At 51.1% G+C, this 23,829-nt stretch carries 21 protein-coding genes; 16 read left to right on the top strand and 5 right to left on the bottom strand.

All coding sequences use genetic code 11. From position 1 onward, the window contains the following. Nucleotides 1–8: 8 nt before the first annotated feature. Nucleotides 9–1,331: a xylose isomerase gene (xylA, locus tag AB4H76_RS01270; RefSeq protein WP_001149592.1), complete on the bottom strand. Its 1,323-nt coding sequence runs from the start codon at nucleotides 1,329–1,331 to the stop codon at nucleotides 9–11. Nucleotides 1,332–1,696: 365 nt separating this feature from the next. Here xylA and xylF point away from each other — a divergent pair, with 365 nt between their 5' ends. The 4 genes from xylF to xylR all read left to right on the top strand — a co-directional run bounded on the left by xylF (nucleotide 1,697) and on the right by xylR (nucleotide 6,723). Further along, nucleotides 1,697–2,689: a D-xylose ABC transporter substrate-binding protein gene (gene xylF / locus AB4H76_RS01265; protein WP_088538112.1), complete on the top strand. Its 993-nt coding sequence runs from the start codon at nucleotides 1,697–1,699 to the stop codon at nucleotides 2,687–2,689. A gap of 77 nt (nucleotides 2,690–2,766) precedes the next feature. Further along, entirely contained in the window at nucleotides 2,767–4,308 is a 1,542-nt protein-coding gene (gene xylG, locus AB4H76_RS01260; RefSeq protein WP_001146479.1) for a D-xylose ABC transporter ATP-binding protein, read from the top strand. Continuing rightward, nucleotides 4,286–5,467, top strand: coding sequence for a xylose ABC transporter permease XylH (gene xylH / locus AB4H76_RS01255; RefSeq protein WP_000045978.1), 1,182 nt, complete (start codon nucleotides 4,286–4,288; stop codon nucleotides 5,465–5,467). The genes xylG and xylH overlap by 23 nt, the downstream gene beginning before the upstream one ends. A gap of 77 nt (nucleotides 5,468–5,544) precedes the next feature. Next, nucleotides 5,545–6,723, top strand: a complete 1,179-nt coding sequence (xylR, locus tag AB4H76_RS01250; RefSeq protein ID WP_000494484.1) for a D-xylose utilization transcriptional activator XylR — start codon at nucleotides 5,545–5,547, stop codon at nucleotides 6,721–6,723. A gap of 195 nt (nucleotides 6,724–6,918) precedes the next feature. Here xylR and AB4H76_RS01245 read toward each other — a convergent pair whose 3' ends face one another. Then, a complete protein-coding gene (locus AB4H76_RS01245) occupies nucleotides 6,919–7,743 on the bottom strand; it encodes a protein bax (protein WP_001297957.1) in 825 nt (274 codons plus the stop codon). Between the two features lie 319 nt (nucleotides 7,744–8,062). Between AB4H76_RS01245 and malS the strand changes: the two genes are divergently transcribed. Both malS and avtA read left to right on the top strand, forming a co-directional pair. Next, nucleotides 8,063–10,093 (top strand): alpha-amylase, encoded by a 2,031-nt coding sequence (gene malS, locus AB4H76_RS01240; RefSeq protein WP_000761225.1) that lies wholly within the window; start codon nucleotides 8,063–8,065, stop codon nucleotides 10,091–10,093. Between the two features lie 177 nt (nucleotides 10,094–10,270). After that, a complete protein-coding gene (avtA, locus tag AB4H76_RS01235; RefSeq protein ID WP_000144361.1) occupies nucleotides 10,271–11,524 on the top strand; it encodes a valine--pyruvate transaminase in 1,254 nt (417 codons plus the stop codon). Between the two features lie 150 nt (nucleotides 11,525–11,674). On the opposite strand, the gene AB4H76_RS01230 is transcribed toward avtA, so the two are convergent. Both AB4H76_RS01230 and yiaJ read right to left on the bottom strand, forming a co-directional pair. Further along, nucleotides 11,675–12,148, bottom strand: a complete 474-nt coding sequence (locus AB4H76_RS01230; protein WP_001300918.1) for a 4Fe-4S dicluster domain-containing protein — start codon at nucleotides 12,146–12,148, stop codon at nucleotides 11,675–11,677. Between the two features lie 101 nt (nucleotides 12,149–12,249). After that, nucleotides 12,250–13,098, bottom strand: a complete 849-nt coding sequence (gene yiaJ, locus AB4H76_RS01225) for an IclR family transcriptional regulator YiaJ (RefSeq protein WP_000514240.1) — start codon at nucleotides 13,096–13,098, stop codon at nucleotides 12,250–12,252. Between the two features lie 200 nt (nucleotides 13,099–13,298). Between yiaJ and yiaK the strand changes: the two genes are divergently transcribed. The 9 genes from yiaK (at nucleotide 13,299) to araD (ending at nucleotide 21,347) form a co-directional block, all read left to right on the top strand. Beyond that, on the top strand, nucleotides 13,299–14,297 hold the full coding sequence (yiaK, locus tag AB4H76_RS01220) for a 3-dehydro-L-gulonate 2-dehydrogenase (protein ID WP_000869037.1): 999 nt from the start codon (nucleotides 13,299–13,301) through the stop codon (nucleotides 14,295–14,297). 11 nt (nucleotides 14,298–14,308) lie between these two features. Beyond that, complete coding sequence (locus AB4H76_RS01215; RefSeq protein WP_000576077.1) at nucleotides 14,309–14,776, top strand: YhcH/YjgK/YiaL family protein; 468 nt, start codon at nucleotides 14,309–14,311, stop codon at nucleotides 14,774–14,776. A gap of 117 nt (nucleotides 14,777–14,893) precedes the next feature. Then, nucleotides 14,894–15,367 (top strand): 2,3-diketo-L-gulonate TRAP transporter small permease YiaM, encoded by a 474-nt coding sequence (gene yiaM, locus AB4H76_RS01210; RefSeq protein ID WP_000721664.1) that lies wholly within the window; start codon nucleotides 14,894–14,896, stop codon nucleotides 15,365–15,367. A gap of 2 nt (nucleotides 15,368–15,369) precedes the next feature. After that, nucleotides 15,370–16,647, top strand: a complete 1,278-nt coding sequence (gene yiaN, locus AB4H76_RS01205) for a 2,3-diketo-L-gulonate TRAP transporter large permease YiaN (RefSeq protein ID WP_000279599.1) — start codon at nucleotides 15,370–15,372, stop codon at nucleotides 16,645–16,647. Nucleotides 16,648–16,659: 12 nt separating this feature from the next. Continuing rightward, nucleotides 16,660–17,646 carry a 2,3-diketo-L-gulonate TRAP transporter substrate-binding protein YiaO gene (gene yiaO, locus AB4H76_RS01200; protein WP_000776887.1) on the top strand — a complete coding sequence of 329 codons (987 nt, stop codon included), beginning with the start codon at nucleotides 16,660–16,662 and terminating at the stop codon, nucleotides 17,644–17,646. A gap of 3 nt (nucleotides 17,647–17,649) precedes the next feature. Beyond that, nucleotides 17,650–19,146, top strand: a complete 1,497-nt coding sequence (gene lyxK, locus AB4H76_RS01195; RefSeq protein WP_000196054.1) for an L-xylulokinase — start codon at nucleotides 17,650–17,652, stop codon at nucleotides 19,144–19,146. Continuing rightward, nucleotides 19,143–19,805 carry a 3-keto-L-gulonate-6-phosphate decarboxylase UlaD gene (ulaD, locus tag AB4H76_RS01190; protein WP_000089481.1) on the top strand — a complete coding sequence of 221 codons (663 nt, stop codon included), beginning with the start codon at nucleotides 19,143–19,145 and terminating at the stop codon, nucleotides 19,803–19,805. Before lyxK ends, ulaD begins: the two co-directional genes overlap by 4 nt. Beyond that, entirely contained in the window at nucleotides 19,798–20,658 is an 861-nt protein-coding gene (locus AB4H76_RS01185) for an L-ribulose-5-phosphate 3-epimerase (protein ID WP_001296811.1), read from the top strand. Before ulaD ends, AB4H76_RS01185 begins: the two co-directional genes overlap by 8 nt. Beyond that, entirely contained in the window at nucleotides 20,652–21,347 is a 696-nt protein-coding gene (araD, locus tag AB4H76_RS01180; RefSeq protein WP_000893142.1) for an L-ribulose-5-phosphate 4-epimerase, read from the top strand. The genes AB4H76_RS01185 and araD overlap by 7 nt, the downstream gene beginning before the upstream one ends. Before the next feature lie 31 nt (nucleotides 21,348–21,378). Here the strand turns inward: araD and AB4H76_RS01175 are convergent, their stop codons facing one another. After that, the gene (locus AB4H76_RS01175) at nucleotides 21,379–22,194 is read right to left on the bottom strand and encodes an AraC family transcriptional regulator (RefSeq protein ID WP_000891841.1); all 816 of its coding nucleotides are present in this window, start codon (nucleotides 22,192–22,194) and stop codon (nucleotides 21,379–21,381) included. Nucleotides 22,195–22,419: 225 nt separating this feature from the next. Here AB4H76_RS01175 and AB4H76_RS01170 point away from each other — a divergent pair, with 225 nt between their 5' ends. Then, nucleotides 22,420–23,820, top strand: a complete 1,401-nt coding sequence (locus AB4H76_RS01170) for an MFS transporter (protein ID WP_000204810.1) — start codon at nucleotides 22,420–22,422, stop codon at nucleotides 23,818–23,820. Nucleotides 23,821–23,829: the final 9 nt, after the last annotated feature.

Below are 23,829 nucleotides of genomic sequence, written 5' to 3'. Positions count from 1 at the left end.
GTTAGCCGTTATTTGTCGAACAGATAATGATTTACCAGATTTTCCAGTTGCTCCTGGCGACCACTCTGATGCACCGGAGACAAATTATGTTCCTGAGCATATTTGGCTAAATCTGCCAGTGACATTTGGCCTTTCAGGATTTGCTGGCCCAATTCGCTATTCCAGCCGGAATAACGCTGCGCGATGCGTTTATCCAGCTCGCCATCTTCAATCATGCGCGCTGCAATTTTCAGCGCCAGTGCCATCGTATCCATCGCGCCGATATGACCGTAAAACAGATCATATTTATCAGTACTTTGACGACGTACTTTGGCATCGAAGTTCAGACCACCGGTGGTGAAACCGCCTGCTTTGAGAATTTCATACATCACCAGCGCATTCTCTTCCACACTGTTCGGGAACTGGTCGGTGTCCCAGCCCAGTTGCGCATCGCCACGGTTGGCGTCGACAGAACCGAACAGGCCAAGCGCAATGGCGGTGGCTATTTCATGATGGAAAGAGTGACCTGCCAGCGTCGCGTGGTTAGCTTCAATGTTCAGTTTAATCTCTTTTTCCAGACCAAACTGTTTCAGGAAGCCATAGACCGTCGCGGCATCGTAATCATATTGATGTTTGGTCGGTTCTTGCGGTTTCGGTTCGATAAGCAACGTGCCCTGGAAACCGATTTTATGTTTATGCTCAACCACCATCTGCATAAAGCGGCCCAGTTGTTCACGCTCCTGACGCAAGTCGGTATTTAACAGCGTTTCGTAACCTTCACGACCGCCCCACAGGACATAGTTTTCACCGCCCAATTTATGGGTTGCTTCCATCGCTGTAACAACTTGCGTTGCCGCCCAGCTGAAGACTTCAGGATCTGGGTTCGTCGCCGCACCCGCGCCGTAGCGAGGGTTTGTAAAGCAGTTGGCGGTTCCCCACAGCAGCTTCACGCCGCTCTCTTCTTGCTTGCCTGCCAGGACATCAACCATTTGCGCAAAATTATTGATGTACTCTTTTAACGACGCGCCCTCAGGGGAAACATCCACATCGTGGAAGCAATAAAATGGCACATGTAACTTGTGGAAAAACTCAAATGCGACATCTGCTTTACGCTTCGCCAACGCCAGTGCCTCACCAGGCTGCTGCCACGGACGATTAAACGCCCCCACACCAAACATATCCGCCCCGTTCCAGCAGAAGGTGTGCCAGTAGCAGGCGGCAAAACGCAAGTGCTCTTCCATACGCTTACCCAACACCAGTTCGTCGGGATTGTAGTGACGGAATGCTAACGGGTTTGAGGATTTTGAGCCTTCATAACGAACGCGATCGAGCTGGTCAAAATAGGCTTGCATATTGAACTCCATAATCAGGTAATGCCGCGGGTGATGGATGATGTCGTAATATTGGGCACTCCCTTTCAGTTGCTCAATTATGTTATTTCACACTGCTATTGAGATAATTCACAAGTGTGCGCTCGCTCGCAAAATAAAATGGAATGATGAAACTGGGTAATTCCTCGAAGAGAAAAATGCAATAAGTACAATTGCGCAACAAAAGTAAGATCTCGGTCATAAATCAAGAAATAAACCAAAAATCGTAATCGAAAGATAAAAATCTGTAATTGTTTTCCCCTGTTTAGTTGCTAAAAATTGGTTACGTTTATCGCGGTGATTGTTACTTATTAAAACTGTCCTCTAACTACAGAAGGCCCTACACCATGAAAATAAAGAACATTCTACTCACCCTTTGCACCTCACTCCTGCTTACCAACGTTGCTGCACACGCCAAAGAAGTCAAAATAGGTATGGCGATTGATGATCTCCGTCTTGAACGCTGGCAAAAAGATCGAGATATCTTTGTGAAAAAGGCAGAATCTCTCGGCGCGAAAGTATTTGTACAGTCTGCAAATGGCAATGAAGAAACACAAATGTCGCAGATTGAAAACATGATAAACCGGGGTGTCGATGTTCTTGTCATTATTCCGTATAACGGTCAGGTATTAAGTAACGTTGTAAAAGAAGCCAAACAAGAAGGCATTAAAGTATTAGCTTACGACCGTATGATTAACGATGCGGATATCGATTTTTATATTTCTTTCGATAACGAAAAAGTCGGTGAACTGCAGGCAAAAGCCCTGGTCGATATTGTTCCGCAAGGTAATTACTTCCTGATGGGCGGCTCGCCGGTAGATAACAACGCCAAGCTGTTCCGCGCCGGACAAATGAAAGTGTTAAAACCTTACGTTGATTCCGGAAAAATTAAAGTCGTTGGTGACCAATGGGTTGATGGCTGGTTACCGGAAAACGCATTGAAAATTATGGAAAACGCGCTAACCGCCAATAATAACAAAATTGATGCTGTAGTTGCCTCAAACGATGCCACCGCAGGTGGGGCAATTCAGGCATTAAGCGCGCAAGGTTTATCAGGGAAAGTAGCAATCTCCGGCCAGGATGCGGATCTCGCAGGTATTAAACGTATTGTTGCCGGTACGCAAACTATGACGGTGTATAAACCTATTACGTTGTTGGCAAATACTGCCGCAGAAATTGCCGTTGAATTGGGCAATGGTCAGGAGCCAAAAGCAGATACCTCACTGAATAATGGCCTGAAAGATGTCCCCTCCCGCCTCCTGACACCGATCGATGTGAATAAAAACAACATCAAAGATACGGTAATTAAAGACGGATTCCACAAAGAGAGCGAGCTGTAAGCGTTACGCCCCGGCGCGGAGCGGGGGCGTGATTTCTCTCCATGCCGCGTGAATGAATTGGCTTAGGTGGAGTCGTTATGCCTTATCTACTTGAAATGAAGAACATTACCAAAACCTTCGGCAGTGTGAAGGCGATTGATAACGTCTGCTTGCGGTTGAATGCTGGCGAAATCGTCTCACTTTGTGGGGAAAATGGGTCTGGTAAATCAACGCTGATGAAAGTGCTGTGTGGTATTTATCCCCATGGCTCCTACGAAGGCGAAATTATTTTTGCGGGAGAAGAGATTCAGGCGAGTCACATCCGCGATACCGAACGCAAAGGTATCGCCATCATTCATCAGGAATTGGCCCTGGTGAAAGAATTGACCGTGCTGGAAAATATCTTCCTGGGTAACGAAATAACCCACAATGGCATTATGGATTATGACCTGATGACGCTACGCTGTCAGAAGCTGCTCGCACAGGTCAGTTTATCCATTTCACCTGATACCCGCGTTGGCGATTTAGGGCTTGGGCAACAACAACTGGTTGAAATTGCCAAGGCACTTAATAAACAGGTGCGCTTGTTAATTCTCGATGAACCGACAGCCTCATTAACTGAGCAGGAAACGTCGGTTTTACTGGATATTATTCGCGATCTACAACAGCACGGTATCGCCTGTATTTATATTTCGCACAAACTCAACGAAGTCAAAGCGATTTCCGATACGATTTGCGTTATTCGCGACGGACAGCACATTGGTACGCGTGATGCTGCCGGAATGAGTGAAGACGATATTATCACCATGATGGTCGGGCGAGAGTTAACCGCGCTTTACCCTAATGAACCACATACCACCGGAGATGAAATATTACGTATTGAACATCTGACGGCATGGCATCCGGTCAATCGTCATATTAAACGAGTTAATGATGTCTCGTTTTCCCTGAAACGTGGCGAAATACTGGGTATTGCCGGACTCGTTGGTGCCGGACGTACCGAGACCATTCAGTGCCTGTTTGGCGTGTGGCCCGGACAATGGGAAGGAAAAATTTATATTGATGGCAAACAGGTAGATATTCGTAACTGTCAGCAAGCCATCGCCCAGGGGATTGCGATGGTACCCGAAGACAGAAAGCGCGACGGCATCGTTCCGGTAATGGCGGTTGGTAAAAATATTACCCTCGCCGCACTCAATAAATTTACCGGTGGCATTAGCCAGCTTGATGACGCGGCAGAGCAAAAATGTATTCTGGAATCAATCCAGCAACTCAAAGTTAAAACGTCGTCCCCCGACCTTGCTATTGGACGTTTGAGCGGCGGCAATCAGCAAAAAGCGATCCTCGCTCGCTGTCTGTTACTTAACCCGCGCATTCTCATTCTTGATGAACCCACCAGGGGTATCGATATTGGCGCGAAATACGAGATCTACAAATTAATTAACCAACTCGTCCAGCAGGGTATTGCCGTTATTGTCATCTCTTCCGAATTACCTGAAGTGCTCGGCCTTAGCGATCGTGTACTGGTGATGCATGAAGGGAAACTAAAAGCCAACCTGATAAATCATAACCTGACTCAGGAGCAGGTGATGGAAGCCGCATTGAGGAGCGAACATCATGTCGAAAAGCAATCCGTCTGAAGTGAAATTGGCCGTACCGACATCCGGTGGCTTCTCCGGGCTGAAATCACTGAATTTGCAGGTCTTCGTGATGATTGCAGCTATCATCGCAATCATGCTGTTCTTTACCTGGACCACCGATGGTGCCTACTTAAGCGCCCGTAACGTCTCCAACCTGTTACGCCAGACCGCGATTACCGGCATCCTCGCGGTAGGAATGGTGTTCGTCATAATTTCTGCTGAAATCGACCTTTCCGTCGGCTCAATGATGGGGCTATTAGGTGGCGTCGCGGCGATTTGTGACGTCTGGTTAGGCTGGCCTTTGCCACTTACCATCATTGTGACGTTGGTTCTGGGACTGCTTCTCGGTGCCTGGAACGGATGGTGGGTCGCGTACCGCAAAGTCCCTTCATTTATTGTCACCCTCGCGGGCATGTTGGCATTTCGCGGCATACTCATTGGCATCACCAACGGCACGACTGTTTCCCCCACCAGCGCCGCGATGTCACAAATTGGGCAAAGCTATCTACCTGCCAGCACTGGCTTCATCATTGGCGCGCTTGGCTTAATGGCTTTTGTTGGTTGGCAATGGCGCGGAAGAATGCGCCGTCAGGCTTTGGGTTTGCAGTCTCCGGCCTCTACCGCAGTAGTCGGTCGCCAGGCTTTAACCGCTATCATCGTATTAGGCGCAATCTGGCTGTTGAATGATTACCGTGGCGTTCCCACTCCTGTTCTGCTGCTGACGTTGCTGTTACTCGGCGGAATGTTTATGGCAACGCGGACGGCATTTGGACGACGCATTTATGCCATCGGCGGCAATCTGGAAGCAGCACGTCTCTCCGGGATTAACGTTGAACGCACCAAACTTGCCGTGTTCGCGATTAACGGATTAATGGTAGCCATCGCCGGATTAATCCTTAGTTCTCGACTTGGCGCTGGTTCACCTTCTGCGGGAAATATCGCCGAACTGGACGCAATTGCAGCATGCGTGATTGGCGGCACCAGCCTGGCTGGCGGTGTGGGAAGCGTTGCCGGAGCAGTAATGGGGGCATTTATCATGGCTTCACTGGATAACGGCATGAGTATGATGGATGTACCGACCTTCTGGCAGTATATCGTTAAAGGTGCGATTCTGTTGCTGGCAGTATGGATGGACTCCGCAACCAAACGCCGTTCTTGATTTTGATAAAAATTTTCTCAAAGCCGGTTACGTATTACCGGTTTTGAGTTTTTGCATGATTCAGCAGGAAAAGAACCATGTTTACTAAACGTCACCGCATCACATTACTGTTCAATGCCAATAAAGCCTATGACCGGCAGGTAGTAGAAGGCGTAGGGGAATATTTACAGGCGTCACAATCGGAATGGGATATTTTCATTGAAGAAGATTTCCGCGCCCGCATTGATAAAATCAAGGACTGGTTAGGAGATGGCGTCATTGCCGACTTCGACGACAAACAGATCGAGCAAGCGCTGGCTGATGTCGACGTCCCCATTGTTGGGGTTGGCGGCTCGTATCACCTTGCAGAAAGTTACCCACCCGTTCATTACATTGCCACCGATAACTATGCGCTGGTTGAAAGCGCATTTTTGCATTTAAAAGAGAAAGGCGTTAACCGCTTTGCTTTTTATGGTCTTCCGGAATCAAGCGGCAAACGTTGGGCCACTGAGCGCGAATATGCATTTCGTCAGCTTGTCGCCGAAGAAAAGTATCGCGGAGTGGTTTATCAGGGGTTAGAAACCGCGCCAGAGAACTGGCAACACGCGCAAAATCGGCTGGCAGACTGGCTACAAACGCTACCACCGCAAACCGGGATTATTGCCGTTACTGACGCCCGAGCGCGGCATATTCTGCAAGTATGTGAACATCTACATATTCCCGTACCGGAAAAATTATGCGTGATTGGCATCGATAACGAAGAACTGACCCGCTATCTGTCGCGTGTCGCCCTTTCTTCGGTCGCTCAGGGCGCGCGGCAAATGGGCTATCAGGCGGCAAAACTGTTGCATCGATTATTAGATAAAGAAGAAATGCCGCTACAGCGAATTTTGGTCCCACCAGTTCGCGTCATTGAACGGCGCTCAACAGATTATCGCTCGCTGACCGATCCCGCCGTTATTCAGGCCATGCATTACATTCGTAATCACGCCTGTAAAGGGATTAAAGTGGATCAGGTACTGGATGCGGTCGGGATCTCGCGCTCCAATCTTGAGAAGCGTTTTAAAGAAGAGGTGGGTGAAACCATCCATGCCATGATTCATGCCGAGAAGCTGGAGAAAGCGCGCAGTCTGCTGATTTCAACCACCTTGTCGATCAATGAGATATCGCAAATGTGCGGTTATCCATCGCTGCAATATTTCTACTCTGTTTTTAAAAAAGCATATGACACGACGCCAAAAGAGTATCGCGATGTAAATAGCGAGGTCATGTTGTAGCGATGATGAGAATTGTCGGCGTCACATCAGGTAACGCTGCGTGGTTGTCGGATGCGGCGTGAACGCCTTATCCGACCTACCCGCCAGGCATGATAAAACGCACCAACAACGCTTCAGGCTCGTAGCTCAACTGCCTGAGACAAAGTAAAAAGCCTTATCCGACTGACAAGTCGGATAAGGCTCAAGGAAATGCAATTACATATGCGCCGCGATTAACCGTTGGTTATCCTGGTACATTGCGAACAGGTAGTTGTTATAACTCTTCCCTTTGGTCGAGTAGCCCTTCAGCTTGTGAATCATCGCTGTGGCAGTCACTTCCTGATCCGCTTTACGCAGCTGCGCACGCGATTTACGGAACGAAGAGTAAGCCGGGTGCGTATTCAGGTTAGTGACATAGGCGCTCACCGATTCTTTGACAGAACTAAACTGTGAGTACCCTTTCACTTTACCTGGCGCATTGGTACAACGTCCTTTCATGCATTTCATGCCGAACAGGTTGTTGTTGTTGCGCGCCAGCTTCGACGTTCCCCAACCGCTTTCTGCTGCAGCCATCGTCGCCACCATACTGGTGGGGATAATGTCTACGCGTTCAAGCAAGGTATTCCACGGGATTTTTCGCGTATTACCGGACCACTTCACCTTGTAGCGTTTGGCGATGTCTTTCAGACGCGCACGCTCAGCAGGTGACCATTGGCCCTGATACTGTTTTGAAATGAGCCAGTTACGTTCCGCAGTAATGGCCGCATTTTGGCTGGTAATGTAAGGCATTACGGTCCGGAGAAACGCCTTTTTCCTTGGTGTTCCGGAAGGGTATTTTCGCAAATCAGGAAGTGAACTACTCTTTGCACTATTGCGAGAATACTCTTGTTTACTGCTTACCTGTTTATTACTAGCTTTAGTTAAGTGGGACTTTTGACTCGCTGTTGTTGTGTGCGTCTTCGCTAACACCTCACTCGAAAACACCAGAGTGAGTAACATAAGAATCATCGCCCCATATCGTCGTATGGGAGTCAAAATCATCAGGTCTCCTGGTCGGATTTAATCATTCCAACACCTTATATTTTTCACAAATTTGAGAGTTGAATCTCAAATCATATCAAAAATAGCTGTCAAGAGCACCCCAAGGAATAGTCCAAATCTGAAACTATGTCACGTGTTAACGATTCAGATTGGCGCTAAATCGCAGAAAATGTGGGGGTTATCGCAAAATTCAGCCGTTTTTTGCGCGAGATCGCTCACCCTTGCTTCTCATCCTGTGGACTTACCGCTCAGGGATGAGTTTTGTTTGGCTTATCGCTGGCAAACTGTCTGAAATCGCAGCAATAAGGACTCATCCGCCATGAAACTCGCCGCCTGTTTTCTGACACTCCTTCCTGGCTTCGCCGTTGCCGCCAGCTGGACTTCTCCGGGGTTTCCCGCCTTTAGCGAACAGGGGACAGGAACATTTGTCAGCCACGCGCAGTTGCCCAAAGGTACGCGTCCACTAACGCTAAATTTTGACCAACAGTGCTGGCAGCCTGCGGATGCGATAAAACTCAATCAGATGCTTTCCCTGCAACCTTGTAGCAACACGCCGCCTCAATGGCGATTGTTCAGGGACGGCGAATATACGCTGCAAATAGACACCCGCTCCGGTACGCCAACATTGATGATTTCCATCCAGAACGCCGCCGAACCGGTAGCAAGCCTGGTCCGTGAATGCCCGAAATGGGATGGATTACCGCTCACAGTGGATGTCAGCGCCACTTTCCCGGAAGGAGCCGCCGTACGGGATTATTACAGCCAGCAAATTGCGATAGTGAAGAACGGTCAAATAATGTTACAACCCGCTGCCACCAGCAACGGTTTACTCCTGCTGGAACGGGCAGAAACTGACACATCCGCCCCTTTCGACTGGCATAACGCCACGGTTTACTTTGTGCTGACAGATCGTTTCGAAAACGGCGATCCCAGTAATGACCAGAGTTACGGACGTCATAAAGACGGTATGGCGGAAATTGGCACTTTTCACGGCGGCGATTTACGCGGCCTGACCAACAAACTGGATTACCTCCAGCAGTTGGGCGTTAATGCTTTATGGATAAGCGCCCCATTTGAGCAAATTCACGGCTGGGTCGGCGGCGGTACAAAAGGCGATTTCCCGCATTATGCCTACCACGGTTATTACACACAGGACTGGACGAATCTTGATGCCAATATGGGCAACGAAGCCGATCTACGGACGCTGGTTGATAGCGCACATCAGCGCGGTATTCGTATTCTCTTTGATGTCGTGATGAACCACACCGGCTATGCCACGCTGGCGGATATGCAGGAGTATCAGTTTGGCGCGTTATATCTTTCTGGTGACGAAGTGAAAAAATCGCTGGGTGAACGCTGGAGCGACTGGAAACCTGCCGCCGGGCAAACCTGGCATAGCTTTAACGATTACATTAATTTCAGCGACAAAACAGGCTGGGATAAATGGTGGGGAAAAAACTGGATCAGAACGGATATCGGCGATTACGACAATCCTGGATTCGACGATCTCACTATGTCGCTAGCCTTTTTGCCGGATATCAAAACCGAATCAACTACCGCTTCTGGTCTGCCGGTGTTCTATAAAAACAAAATGGATACCCACGCCAAAGCCATTGACGGCTATACGCCGCGCGATTACTTAACCCACTGGTTAAGTCAGTGGGTCCGCGACTATGGGATTGATGGTTTTCGGGTCGATACCGCCAAACATGTTGAGTTGCCCGCCTGGCAGCAACTGAAAACCGAAGCCAGCGCCGCGCTTCGCGAATGGAAAAAAGCTAACCCCGACAAAGCATTAGATGACAAACCTTTCTGGATGACCGGTGAAGCCTGGGGCCACGGCGTGATGCAAAGTGACTACTATCGCCACGGCTTCGATGCGATGATCAATTTCGATTATCAGGAGCAGGCGGCGAAAGCAGTCGACTGTCTGGCGCAGATGGATACGACCTGGCAGCAAATGGCGGAGAAATTGCAGGGTTTCAACGTGTTGAGCTACCTCTCGTCGCATGATACCCGCCTGTTCCGTGAAGGGGGCGACAAAGCAGCAGAGTTATTACTATTAGCGCCAGGCGCGGTACAAATCTTTTATGGTGATGAATCCTCGCGTCCGTTCGGTCCTACAGGTTCTGATCCGCTGCAAGGTACACGTTCGGATATGAACTGGCAGGATGTTAGCGGTAAATCTGCCGCCAGCGTCGCGCACTGGCAGAAAATCAGCCAGTTCCGCGCCCGCCATCCCGCAATTGGCGCGGGCAAACAAACGACACTTTTGCTGAAGCAGGGCTACGGCTTTGTTCGTGAGCATGGCGACGATAAAGTGCTGGTCGTCTGGGCAGGGCAACAGTAACTTTTCCGGCTTCCCGTTCGTCAGTACCTCGGGAAGCCGCCAACCAGGATAAAATGTCAGCCCTAATCAGCGTTGCAGGATAAAGCACCGCTCACTCTTCAACAGACCGATTTGCACCCCAGCAAATGTAGCGTTATTGTTACCTTCCTTGCTACAGAGTTCGACAGATATCCCGCTATGACATTCTCCCTTTTTGGTGACAAATTTACCCGCCACTCCGGCATTACGCTGTTGATGGAAGATCTGAACGACGGTTTACGCACGCCTGGCGCGATTATGCTCGGCGGCGGTAATCCGGCGCAGATCCCGGAAATGCAGGACTACTTCCAGACGCTACTGACCGACATGCTGGAAAGTGGCAAAGCGACTGATGCACTGTGTAACTACGACGGTCCACAGGGGAAAACGGAGCTACTCACACTGCTTGCCGGAATGCTGCGCGAGAAGTTGGGTTGGGATATCGAACCACAGAATATTGCACTAACAAACGGCAGCCAGAGCGCGTTTTTCTACTTATTTAACCTGTTTGCCGGACGCCGTGCCGATGGTCGGGTCAAAAAAGTGCTGTTCCCGCTTGCACCGGAATACATTGGCTATGCTGACGCCGGACTGGAAGAAGATCTGTTTGTCTCTGCGCGTCCGAATATTGAACTGCTGCCGGAAGGCCAGTTTAAATACCACGTCGATTTTGAGCATCTGCATATTGGCGAAGAAACCGGGATGATTTGCGTCTCCCGGCCGACGAATCCAACAGGCAATGTGATTACTGACGAAGAGTTGCTGAAGCTTGACGCGCTGGCGAATCAACACGGCATTCCGCTGGTGATTGATAACGCTTATGGCGTCCCGTTCCCGGGTATCATCTTCAGTGAAGCGCGCCCGCTATGGAATCCGAATATCGTGCTGTGCATGAGTCTTTCCAAGCTGGGTCTACCTGGCTCCCGCTGCGGCATTATCATCGCCAATGAAAAAATCATCACCGCCATCACCAATATGAACGGCATTATCAGCCTGGCACCTGGCGGTATTGGTCCGGCGATGATGTGTGAAATGATTAAGCGTAACGATCTGCTGCGCCTGTCTGAAACAGTCATCAAACCGTTTTACTACCAGCGTGTTCAGGAAACTATCGCCATCATTCGCCGCTATTTACCGGAAAATCGCTGCCTGATTCATAAACCGGAAGGAGCCATTTTCCTCTGGCTATGGTTTAAGGATTTGCCCATTACGACCGAGCAGCTCTATCAGCGCCTGAAAGCACGCGGCGTGCTGATGGTGCCGGGGCACAACTTCTTCCCAGGGCTGGATAAACCGTGGCCGCATACGCATCAATGTATGCGCATGAACTACGTACCAGAGCCGGAGAAAATTGAGGCGGGGGTGAAGATTCTGGCGGAAGAGATAGAAAGAGCCTGGGCTGAAAGTCACTAAAAATTGCCTGATGCGCTACGCTTATCAGGCCTACATGATTTCTGCAATATATTGAATTTGGAAGAATTTGTAGGCCGGATAAGGCGTTTACGCCGCATCTGGCATAAACAAAGCGCACTGTTCCGGCGTTGAGAAACGCCGGAAAACGTTTCAAACAGGCTGCTGCCGTAGCCGATGCCGCTGCACTTTCTCGACATCCATGCACTGCAACGCCTTTGTCGGGCAGGCTTCAACACAGGCCGGTCCCGTCTCCCGATGCCAGCACAGATCGCACTTAATCGCCCTCGCCTTTTTGCGCGAAGAAACGACCTCCATCGCACCAAACGGGCAAGCCAGCATACAGCTTTTACAGCCAATGCAACGTGTTTGTTCAACGAAAATATGCCCATGTTCGCGGCTTATCGCGTCAACAGGGCAGACATTCGCGCACGGTGCATCTTCACACTGATGACAGGCTACTGCCGTGGTCCAGCAGTGGTCTTTAATGACACGAATACGGGAAATAAACTCGTCTGGTGACAACGCAGCGCAATCCTGATTCTCATGATGCGACACTGCGCAAGCCACTTCACAGGTACGGCAACCGATACATTTCGTCGCATCCGCAATAATAAACCGGTTCATGATCACTCCTTTGCACTAAAACAGCAGAGTGCCAGAGAGCGCGTCCCTACTGCTTTGATCCAACGAAGGAAATGTTAAAGTTTTGGCACTTGTCCAAAGCGTTATGTGATCGCGCCCAGGTCGTCCCTGACAGTAAATCCCAGTTCATTAGAAATAGCCTGCGCGGTTTCACGCAGTGGTTTCAGGAGATTTTTCTCCCCCACCTGTTTCAGACGTGATGTCGAAAGCGAAATCGACACGGCGTACGGCACCCGCCCATGAATATCAAACACCGGAACAGCAATACAGGAGACGCCGAGTTCGTTTTCTTCTCTGTCCATCGCCGCTCCGCTTTCACGAATGTGCGCCAGTTCGTCGAACATCGCGGGCAGCTCGGTAATGGTATTGCGGGTTAACGGCTGGATCTCATGCTGATGGCTTTCCCAGTATGACTTCACGTAGTCCGGGTGACCAAACGCCATGTAGATCTTGCCCATTGCGGAACAGTAGAGCGGCATATGCTGGCCAATATAGGCACGGGTTCGCAGCATCCCGGTTGTCGGCTCCAGCTTATAAATCAAAATAGCGTGATCGTCTTCGCGGCTGGAGAAGTTAATGGTTTCACCAGTGGCGATGTTCAGTGCCTCAAGATGCGGAGCGGCGATATGAATGATATTCAGCGAAGACAGCGCCTTCTGCCCGACGGCAATAAATTTGGTAGTCAGGCGGTAACTCCCTGCGGCGGGCGCGGTGGTCACATAGCCGCAGGACTGTAATCCCTGCAATAAGCGATGGACGGTACTCTTATTTAAACCAGCCAGCTCCGAAAGATGCGCCAACGGACAACCGTTTGGATAGTTGCTCAAAATCTCAATCAGCATCAACCCGCGAAACAGACTCTGGCTTCCGGCTGGACGCTCTTTTTCCTGCGCCATCTCGTTCTCTTTTTTTCCCATCACTTCTTTCCCCATTTTGTCGCGTCCTGATGGTAGCGCAAAGTGTGCCGTAGTTCACGATCTCGACAGATAATTTATAACCACTTGATTTTTATGTCTTTTGAAATTCATCAATCAGATTGCTTTGTTAAAAAGTGATCGATATATTTGAAATCATGTTTCGCATATTGAAATTTTAAGCCAAAAAAGCGATCAAAAAAACAAGGAAGCCTGGGATGAAAGTTACATTTGAGCAGTTAAAAGCAGCCTTTAATCGGGTCTTAATTTCACGCGGCGTTGACAGCGAAACGGCTGACGCCTGTGCAGAGATGTTCGCCCGCACCACCGAATCCGGCGTTTATTCTCACGGCGTTAATCGTTTCCCTCGTTTCATTCAACAACTGGAAAACGGCGATATCATTCCTGATGCCCAACCCAAACGTATAACCAGCCTCGGCGCAATTGAACAGTGGGACGCCCAGCGTTCGATCGGTAACCTGACAGCGAAAAAGATGATGGATCGCGCCATTGAACTGGCTGCCGATCACGGTATTGGTCTGGTGGCACTACGTAATGCCAACCACTGGATGCGCGGCGGCAGCTACGGCTGGCAGGCGGCGGAAAAAGGCTATATTGGCATTTGCTGGACCAACTCCATCGCCGTAATGCCGCCGTGGGGCGCAAAAGAGTGTCGCATCGGCACTAACCCGCTGATCGTCGCCATTCCTTCCACGCCGATCACCATGGTCGATATGTCGATGTCGATGTTCTCTTACGGCATGTTAGAAGTTAACCGTCTGGCAGGTCGTCAGCTCCCGGTAGATGGTGGCTTTGATGATGAGGGCAATTTGACCAAAGAACCTGGCGTTATCGAGAAGAATCGCCGCATTTTGCCGATGGGCTACTGGAAAGGTTCTGGCATGTCGATTGTGCTGGATATGATCGCTACTCTCCTTTCCGACGGCGCATCCGTTGCCGAAGTCACCCAGGACAACAGCGACGAATACGGCATTTCACAAATTTTTATTGCCATTGAAGTGGACAAGCTTATCGACGGTCCCACCCGCGATGCCAAGCTGCAACGCATCATGGATTACGTTACTAGTGCCGAGCGTGCTGACGAAAATCAGGCCATTCGCTTACCCGGCCATGAATTTACTACCCTGCTGGCCGAAAACCGCCGTAACGGCATCACTGTTGATGACAGCGTGTGGGCCAAAATCCAGGCGTTATGAGGAGATAAGTCATGATTTTTGGACATATCGCGCAGCCCAATCCGTGCCGTTTGCCCGCCGCCATTGAAAAGGCGCTCGATTTTCTGCGCGCTACCGATTTCAACGCCCTGGAGCCGGGCGTTGTCGAAATCGACGGCAAAAATATTTATACGCAAATTATCGATTTAACCACACGCGAAGCGGTGGTAAACCGTCCGGAAGTGCATCGTCGGTATATCGATATTCAGTTTCTGGCGTGGGGCGAAGAGAAAATCGGCATTGCTATTGATACGGGAAATAATAAAGTCAGCGAATCACTATTAGAGCAGCGCGATATTATTTTTTATCACGACAGTGAACATGAATCATTTATAGAAATGATACCGGGCAGCTACGCAATTTTCTTTCCGCAGGATGTTCACCGACCAGGTTGTATTATGCAAACAGCCTCTGAGATACGAAAAATTGTGGTTAAAGTCGCATTAACGGCGCTGAATTAATCGAATAATCGTCTACGCCAGAACGCCTGGGTAATGTTATTGCTCTAACTATATTAATAATTCAGGTTGCTGCACATGCGACTTGAATTATGACAGACATAGCCTCAAGGAATAGCTATGAAAAAAATACTCGAAGCAATACTGGCGATTAATCTCGCCGTACTTTCCTGTATTGTATTTATAAACATTATTTTAAGATATGGTTTTCAGACAAGCATTTTATCTGTTGATGAATTGTCACGTTATTTATTTGTCTGGTTAACGTTTATTGGCGCGATTGTAGCTTTTATGGATAACGCCCACGTTCAGGTCACCTTTCTGGTGGAGAAACTCTCCCCCGCATGGCAGCGACGAGTCGCTCTGGTTACCCATTCCTTAATCTTATTTATTTGTGGCGCACTGGCCTGGGGCGCAACGCTAAAAACAATTCAGGACTGGAGCGATTATTCACCGATCCTCGGTTTACCCATCGGCCTGATGTATGCCGCTTGTCTGCCCACCAGCCTCGTTATCGCATTCTTTGAACTGCGTCATTTATATCAACTCATCACGCGTAGCAATTCTCTAACGTCGCCACCGCAAGGAGCTTAATCATGGCTGTGCTGATTTTTCTGGGCTGTCTGTTGGGTGGTATTGCTATCGGTTTGCCTATTGCCTGGGCACTGTTGTTGTGCGGGGCGGCGTTAATGTTCTGGCTGGACATGTTTGATGTCCAGATCATGGCACAAACGCTGGTGAACGGAGCCGATAGCTTCTCCCTGCTGGCGATTCCGTTCTTTGTGCTGGCGGGTGAAATCATGAATGCGGGCGGCTTGTCAAAACGCATTGTTGACCTGCCGATGAAACTGGTGGGGCATAAACCAGGCGGGCTGGGCTACGTCGGCGTGCTGGCAGCTATGATTATGGCGAGCCTTTCTGGTTCTGCCGTTGCGGATACCGCCGCCGTTGCCGCTCTACTGGTGCCGATGATGCGCAGCGCCAACTATCCGGTCAACCGGGCGGCGGGGCTGATTGCCTCTGGCGGCATTATCGCGCCAATTATTCCCCCTTCCATTCCGTTTATTATCTTCGGCGTTTCCAGCGGATTATCCATCAGTAAGCTGTTTATGGCGGGCATTGCCCCTGGCATGATGATGGGCGCAACGCTGATGCTTACCTGGTGGTGGCAGGCCAGTCGCCTTAATTTACCCCGCCAGCAAAAAGCAACGATGCAGGAAATCTGGCACTCTTTTGTCTCCGGTATCTGGGCGCTGTTTCTTCCAGTCATCATTATTGGCGGGTTTCGCTCCGGTCTGTTTACCCCTACCGAAGCCGGGGCCGTTGCTGCTTTCTATGCGCTGTTTGTCGCCACAGTTATTTACCGTGAAATGACCTTCGCCACACTTTGGCATGTACTCATTGGCGCGGCGAAAACCACCTCAGTGGTTATGTTTCTGGTGGCCTCGGCACAAGTTTCCGCCTGGCTGATTACCATTGCTGAACTGCCGATGATGGTTTCTGATTTACTGCAACCGTTGGTCGATTCACCGCGTCTGCTGTTTATCGTCATTATGGTGGCTATCCTGATTGTCGGCATGGTCATGGATTTAACGCCGACAGTATTAATTCTTACCCCGGTATTAATGCCTTTAGTTAAAGAGGCAGGAATCGATCCGATTTATTTCGGTGTCATGTTTATCATTAACTGCTCAATCGGCTTAATTACACCGCCTATCGGTAATGTACTTAACGTTATTTCAGGGGTGGCAAAACTCAAATTCGATGATGCAGTCAGAGGCGTTTTCCCTTACGTCCTGGTTTTATATTCATTATTAGTCGTATTTGTTTTTATTCCCGATCTCATCATCCTCCCTTTGAAATGGATTAATTAAAAGGAAAATATTATGAAATTACGCTCTGTAACCTACGCATTATTCATTGCTGGCCTGGCTGCATTCAGCACATCTTCTCTGGCGGCACAATCTTTACGTTTCGGTTATGAAACATCACAAACCGACTCGCAACATATTGCGGCGAAAAAATTCAATGATTTATTGCAGGAGAGAACCAAAGGCGAGCTGAAATTAAAACTGTTCCCGGACAGCACTCTCGGTAACGCGCAGGCGATGATCAGCGGCGTACGTGGCGGCACCATCGATATGGAAATGTCCGGCTCGAATAACTTTGCCGGGTTATCACCAGTGATGAACTTGCTTGATGTCCCTTTCCTGTTCCGCGATACCGCTCACGCGCATAAAACGCTCGACGGCAAAGTCGGTGATGATCTGAAAGCCTCACTTGAAGGTAAAGGACTGAAAGTACTGGCCTACTGGGAAAACGGCTGGCGCGATGTCACCAACTCGCGCGCACCGGTTAAAACCCCCGCCGACCTGAAAGGGCTGAAAATCCGCACCAACAATAGCCCGATGAATATCGCCGCATTCAAAGTCTTTGGCGCTAACCCGATCCCGATGCCGTTTGCCGAAGTCTATACCGGGCTGGAAACCCGCACTATCGACGCTCAGGAACACCCGATCAACGTCGTCTGGTCAGCAAAATTTTTCGAAGTGCAGAAGTTCCTTTCTCTGACGCACCACGCCTATTCCCCGCTTCTGGTGGTGATCAACAAAGCGAAGTTTGATGGCTTAAGTCCGGAGTTCCAGCAGGCGCTAGTTTCATCTGCACAAGAAGCGGGTAACTATCAGCGCAAACTGGTTGCTGAAGATCAGCAAAAAATCATCGACGGCATGAAAGAAGCGGGCGTGGAAGTCATCACCGATCTCGACCGCAAAGCCTTTAGCGACGCACTGGGGAATCAGGTTCGCGACATGTTTGTTAAAGATGTGCCGCAGGGAGCTGATCTGCTGAAAGCCGTGGATGAGGTGCAATAAACCATGACGCAATACTGGCTGGGGTTAGATTGTGGCGGTAGCTGGCTGAAAGCCGGGCTGTATGACCGCGAAGGCCGGGAGGCAGGCGTGCAGCGCCTGCCGCTGTGCGCATTAAGCCCGCAGCCAGGCTGGGCAGAGCGCGATATGGCAGAACTGTGGCAATGCTGCATGGCTGTCATTCGCGCCCTGCTTACTCATTCTGGTGTTAGCGGGGAACAAATTGTCGGTATCGGCATCTCCGCACAGGGAAAGGGCTTGTTTTTGCTGGATAAAAACGACAAACCGCTCGGGAATGCTATTTTGTCCTCGGACCGCCGGGCGATGGAAATCGTTCGTCGCTGGCAGGAAGATGGCATCCCGGAAAAACTCTACCCGCTGACCCGACAAACCTTGTGGACCGGGCATCCGGTGTCGCTGTTACGCTGGCTGAAAGAGCACGAACCAGAACGCTACGCGCAAATTGGCTGCGTGATGATGACGCACGACTACCTGCGCTGGTGTTTAACTGGCGTCAAAGGCTGTGAAGAGAGCAATATTTCCGAGTCCAACCTCTACAACATGAGTCTTGGGGAATATGACCCGTGCCTCACCGACTGGCTGGGGATCGCTGAAATCAATCACGCCCTGCCGCCTGTTGTCGGATCTGCCGAAATCTGCGGGGAGATCACCGCTCAGACAGCCGCCCTGACCGGTCTGAAAGCGGGTACGCCCGTTGTTGGCGGCCTGTTTGATGTGGTTTCCACCGCACTCTGCGCCGGGATCGAAGACGAATTTACCCTCAATGCGGTGATGGGGACCTGGGCGGTGACCAGCGGCATAACCCGCGGTTTACGTGACGGTGAAGCGCATCCGTATGTCTATGGTCGCTACGTTAACGATGGTGAATTTATCGTTCACGAAGCCAGCCCTACCTCTTCCGGCAACCTCGAATGGTTTACCGCACAGTGGGGAGAAATCTCGTTTGATGAGATCAATCAGGCCGTTGCCAGCTTGCCGAAGGCTGGGGGCGATCTCTTTTTCCTGCCGTTCCTGTACGGCAGCAACGCCGGACTCGAGATGACCAGTGGTTTCTACGGGATGCAGGCCATTCACACCCGCGCGCACCTGTTGCAGGCCATCTATGAAGGGGTGGTGTTCAGCCATATGACCCACCTCAACCGAATGCGCGAACGTTTTACTGATGTTCACACCCTACGCGTCACTGGCGGCCCGGCGCACTCCGATGTCTGGATGCAAATGCTGGCGGACGTCAGCGGTCTGCGTATCGAGCTGCCGCAGGTGGAAGAAACCGGCTGCTTTGGTGCGGCCCTTGCCGCCCGCGTCGGCACCGGGGTTTATCACAACTTCAGCGAAGCCCAACGTGACTTGCGACACCCGGTGCGCACCCTGCTGCCAGATATGACCGCCCATCAGCTTTACCAAAAAAAATATCAACGTTATCAGCATCTCATTGCCGCACTTCAGGGCTTTCACGCCCGCATTAAGGAGCACACATTATGAGCCGACCACTTCTGCAACTGGCCCTCGACCACTCATCACTTGAAGCCGCGCAGCGCGACGTGACGCTGTTAAAAGACAGCGTCGATATCGTCGAAGCGGGCACCATTCTCTGTTTAAACGAAGGGCTTGGCGCGGTGAAAGCCTTGCGCGAACAGTGCCCGGACAAAATCATCGTTGCTGACTGGAAGGTCGCCGACGCTGGTGAAACGCTCGCGCAACAGGCGTTTGGCGCAGGCGCTAACTGGATGACCATCATCTGCGCCGCGCCGCTCGCGACGGTAGAAAAAGGCCACGCAATGGCACAACGCTGCGGGGGTGAAATTCAGATAGAGCTGTTCGGTAACTGGACGCTGGACGACGCCCGCGACTGGCATCGTATTGGCGTGCGGCAGGCCATTTATCATCGCGGTCGTGATGCACAGGCCAGCGGGCAACAGTGGGGCGAAGCCGATCTGGCACGCATGAAGGCGCTTTCAGATATCGGCCTTGAGCTTTCCATTACTGGCGGGATTACCCCTGCTGACCTGCCGCTGTTTAAAGATATCCGCGTGAAAGCGTTTATTGCCGGGCGGGCACTGGCAGGCGCGGCAAATCCGGCGCAAGTGGCTGGCGATTTCCATGCGCAAATCGACGCTATCTGGGGAGGTGCGCGTGCGTAATCATCCGTTAGGGATTTATGAAAAAGCGCTGGCGAAAGATCTCTCCTGGCCGGAGCGGCTGGTGCTGGCAAAAAGCTGCGGTTTTGATTTTGTCGAAATGTCGGTGGATGAAACCGACGAACGGCTCTCACGTCTTGACTGGAGCACCGCACAAAGGACTTCGCTGGTTGCCGCGATGATCGAAACGGGTGTTGGGATCCCGTCGATGTGCCTGTCCGCACATCGTCGCTTTCCTTTTGGTAGCCGTGACGACGCGGTACGCCAGCGAGCACGGGAGATCATGAGCAAAGCGATTCGTCTGGCACGCGATCTCGGCATACGCACCATCCAGCTGGCGGGCTACGACGTCTATTACGAAGACCACGATGAAGGCACCCGGCAACGTTTTGCTGAAGGGCTGGCGTGGGCGGTCGAACAGGCGGCGGCATCACAAGTCATGCTAGCGGTGGAGATTATGGACACCGCGTTTATGAACTCCATCAGTAAATGGAAAAAGTGGGACGAGATGCTCGCCTCGCCGTGGTTCACCGTCTACCCGGACGTCGGCAACCTCAGCGCCTGGGGCAATGATGTTCCCGCCGAACTGAAACTGGGCATTGACCGTATCGCCGCGATCCACCTGAAAGACACCCAGCCAGTTACCGAGCAAAGTCCCGGACAGTTCCGCGACGTGCCGTTTGGCGAAGGCTGCGTCGATTTCGTTGGCATCTTCAAAACGCTGCATAAACTGAACTATCGCGGTTCTTTCCTGATTGAGATGTGGACCGAAAAAGCCAAAGAGCCGGTGCTGGAGATTATTCAGGCGCGGCGTTGGATTGAAGCGCGTATGCAGGAGGCTGGATTTATATGTTAGAGCAACTGAAAGCCGACGTGCTGGCGGCGAATCTGGCGCTTCCCGCTCACCATCTGGTGACGTTCACCTGGGGCAATGTCAGCGCGGTAGACGAAACGCGGCAATGGATGGTAATCAAACCTTCCGGCGTCGAGTATGACGTGATGACCGCCGACGATATGGTGGTGGTTGAGATAGCCAGCGGCAAGGTGGTGGAAGGTAGCAAAAAGCCCTCGTCCGACACGCCAACGCATCTGGCGCTTTACCGTCGCTACGCCGAAATCGGTGGCATTGTGCATACCCACTCACGCCACGCCACCATCTGGTCGCAGGCCGGGCTGGATCTCCCCGCCTGGGGCACCACGCACGCTGATTATTTCTATGGTGCCATCCCCTGCACGCGACAGATGACCGCAGAGGAGATTAACGGCGAATATGAATATCAGACCGGCGAAGTGATCATTGAAACCTTCGAAGAACGTGGCAGGAGTCCGGCACAAATCCCGGCGGTGCTGGTGCATTCTCATGGCCCGTTCGCATGGGGTAAAAACGCCGCCGATGCCGTGCATAACGCCGTAGTACTCGAAGAATGCGCCTATATGGGCCTATTCTCGCGCCAGCTTGCGCCGCAGCTCCCTGCGATGCAAAACGAACTGCTGGATAAGCACTACCTGCGTAAGCATGGGGCCAATGCCTATTACGGGCAGTAATCCCTCACGCCGGGGCTTCATCGCCCCGGCACTACGAATTGATATGTTCCTTGCTGTAACGCCGCTTCCACGCTGCTGGCGTTAAACCGGTGTGCTTGCGAAAAATCTGCCGGAAATAGCCAACGTCATTAAACCCGCACAACGCAGCCACTTCAGTGAGCGATCGCGCTTCGCTAATTAACAGCTTTTCGGCTTCGCGCACTCGCTGGCGATGGATTGCTTCTGTTAACGTCAGATGAAACACCCGCCGGTAGACGCGCCCAAGATAATCGGCATTGCAGTACAGCTCGCGGGCTAAAAGCGCCGTGGAAAGCGGGCGATGATATTGCGTGCGGATCAGTTTCTGCGCTTTCCAGGCAAGGGTGGTGCCTGCGCCATCGGCCTGTTCATCAAGACGCGCGTCACGGGTGAGCTGCTGCAAAATCAGCAGCACAATAAACTCCAGCGCCGGAGTGCGTTGATGCTTTTCCTGTTCGCTTAAGAACTGGCGAAACAGGGCCACCAGCGCCTGCGGATCGACAACCTTCGTTTGTTGCGGCACGCTAAGATGAGTAAGCCAGCGAGGGTCGCTATCCGGCGCTTTAACCTCAAAATGCAGCCAGTAAAATTTGAGATCGGCGGGAAAATCCTCCACCCCAACATGTTGTCGATTCGGCCAGAGTAATAAACTCTCTCCCGCATCGACCAGAAATATCCGTTCTTCTTCCTGAATCGTTAATCGACCTTTTTCGACAAAGATAATTTCCCATGACTCCAGCCGCCTTGCAGGATGCCTCCCTACGCCGCGGGAAATAAATAATCCACCATTTTGCACTTTAATCGGTAACGTCATGGATAATTCGAGCATTGATATGTAATTTCCCGCTTATTCATTAATGATTAAACACATTACCTTTTGATTATTAATCAAAAACATTAATTTCACCTGATCCATTTCACACTTTTAAATTCAGGTCGGAATCGTCACCTTTTTTTACTCTTTTCTCACCTTGTTGATATTCCCGTTCACGGCAGAATTAATCAGGTCATTGCAATAAAACTAAAAATTGCTTCCTATTCACGAGGAATATCTATGACCTCTACACCGATTACTACCGCTGATATCGCTAAAGGTAAAATTGACGATGCGTTATCTGTACGGGAAAAAATAGGCTACGGCCTGGGTGACGCAGGCGGCACCGTAATAACTTGCCTGATCATGAATTTTCTCACCTTTTTCTACACAGACGTTTTTGGATTAACTCCGGCGCTGGTTGGCACGCTGTTTATTGCACTGCGCGTGTTTGATGCCATCTCCGACCCGGTGATGGGCGTCATTGCCGACCGGACGCAAAGTCGTTGGGGGCGCTTTCGTCCGTGGCAGCTATGGATTGCCATTCCCATCGGCATTATCGGCATCCTGACGTTCACCGTGCCAGATGCCAGCATGGGAGTAAAAATCGCCTGGGCGTTCGGTACTTACCTGCTCCTTTCAGTCGGTTATACCGCCATCAACGTACCGTACTGCGCGCTGATCAACACCATGACCACCCGCCACAATGAAGTGATCTCCTGCCAGTCCTGGCGATTCGTTCTCTGCGGCGTAGCGGGATTTCTGGTTTCGGTAGGCTTACCGTGGATGGTAGATCTCTTCGGTCAGGGCAACGCTGCACGCGGCTATCAACTGGGCGTCGGCGTATTGTGCGCCATTGCCGTGGTGATGTTCCTGTGCTGTTTTTTCTGGGTTCGTGAACGGGTGCCGCTCTCCACAATGGGGAAATTTACCCTGCGCGAACATCTTGCCGGGCTGCGGAACAACGACCAACTGCTGCTGATGCTGGTTATGTCTTTCCTGCTGATTAACGTCTTTAATATTCGCGGCGGTGGGTATATGTACTTCATTACCTACGTCTTACAAGGCAGTACGGGCTACACGTCGCTGTTCTTCACCATGGTCACCTTCGCCTCCATTATCGGCTCGGTGATTGTCAGCCCGTTAACGCGGCGTTTCGATACCGTCAAAATTTACTACTACACCAATCTGCTCCTCGCTGCGCTGGCGGTGTTGATGTGGTTCCTGCCCTCCGGCCCGGCTTATCAAACGCTGTGGCTGGCGGTGATCCTCGGTAATGGCGTGATTCTTGGCTTCACATTGCCATTGCACTTCTCATTGATGGCCTTTGCCGATGACTACGGCGAGTGGAAAACCCGCGTACGTTCTTCCGGCATGAACTTCGCCTTCAATCTGTTTTTCATCAAGCTGGCCTGGGCCTCCAGCGCCGGGATCATCAGCCTGCTGTTTATTTTTGTCGCCTACCAGCCTGGCGTGGAAAACCAGACCGCCAGTTCGCTTGGCGGGATCGCGGCGATGGAAACATTACTGCCTGCGCTATTCCACCTGCTGCTGGCAGGGGCGATCCGCTTTTGCAAACTCAATAATCCTATGATGTCACGCATAGCTACCGACCTGCGTCAGCGTCATGTACAGCCTTAAGGAGCACAA

Origin of the sequence: Escherichia sp. UTM R2, from assembly GCF_048593455.1 — a bacterium.
GTDB classification, from domain to species: domain Bacteria; phylum Pseudomonadota; class Gammaproteobacteria; order Enterobacterales; family Enterobacteriaceae; genus Escherichia; species Escherichia coli.
This window is presented reverse-complemented; position numbering and strand designations above follow the sequence as displayed.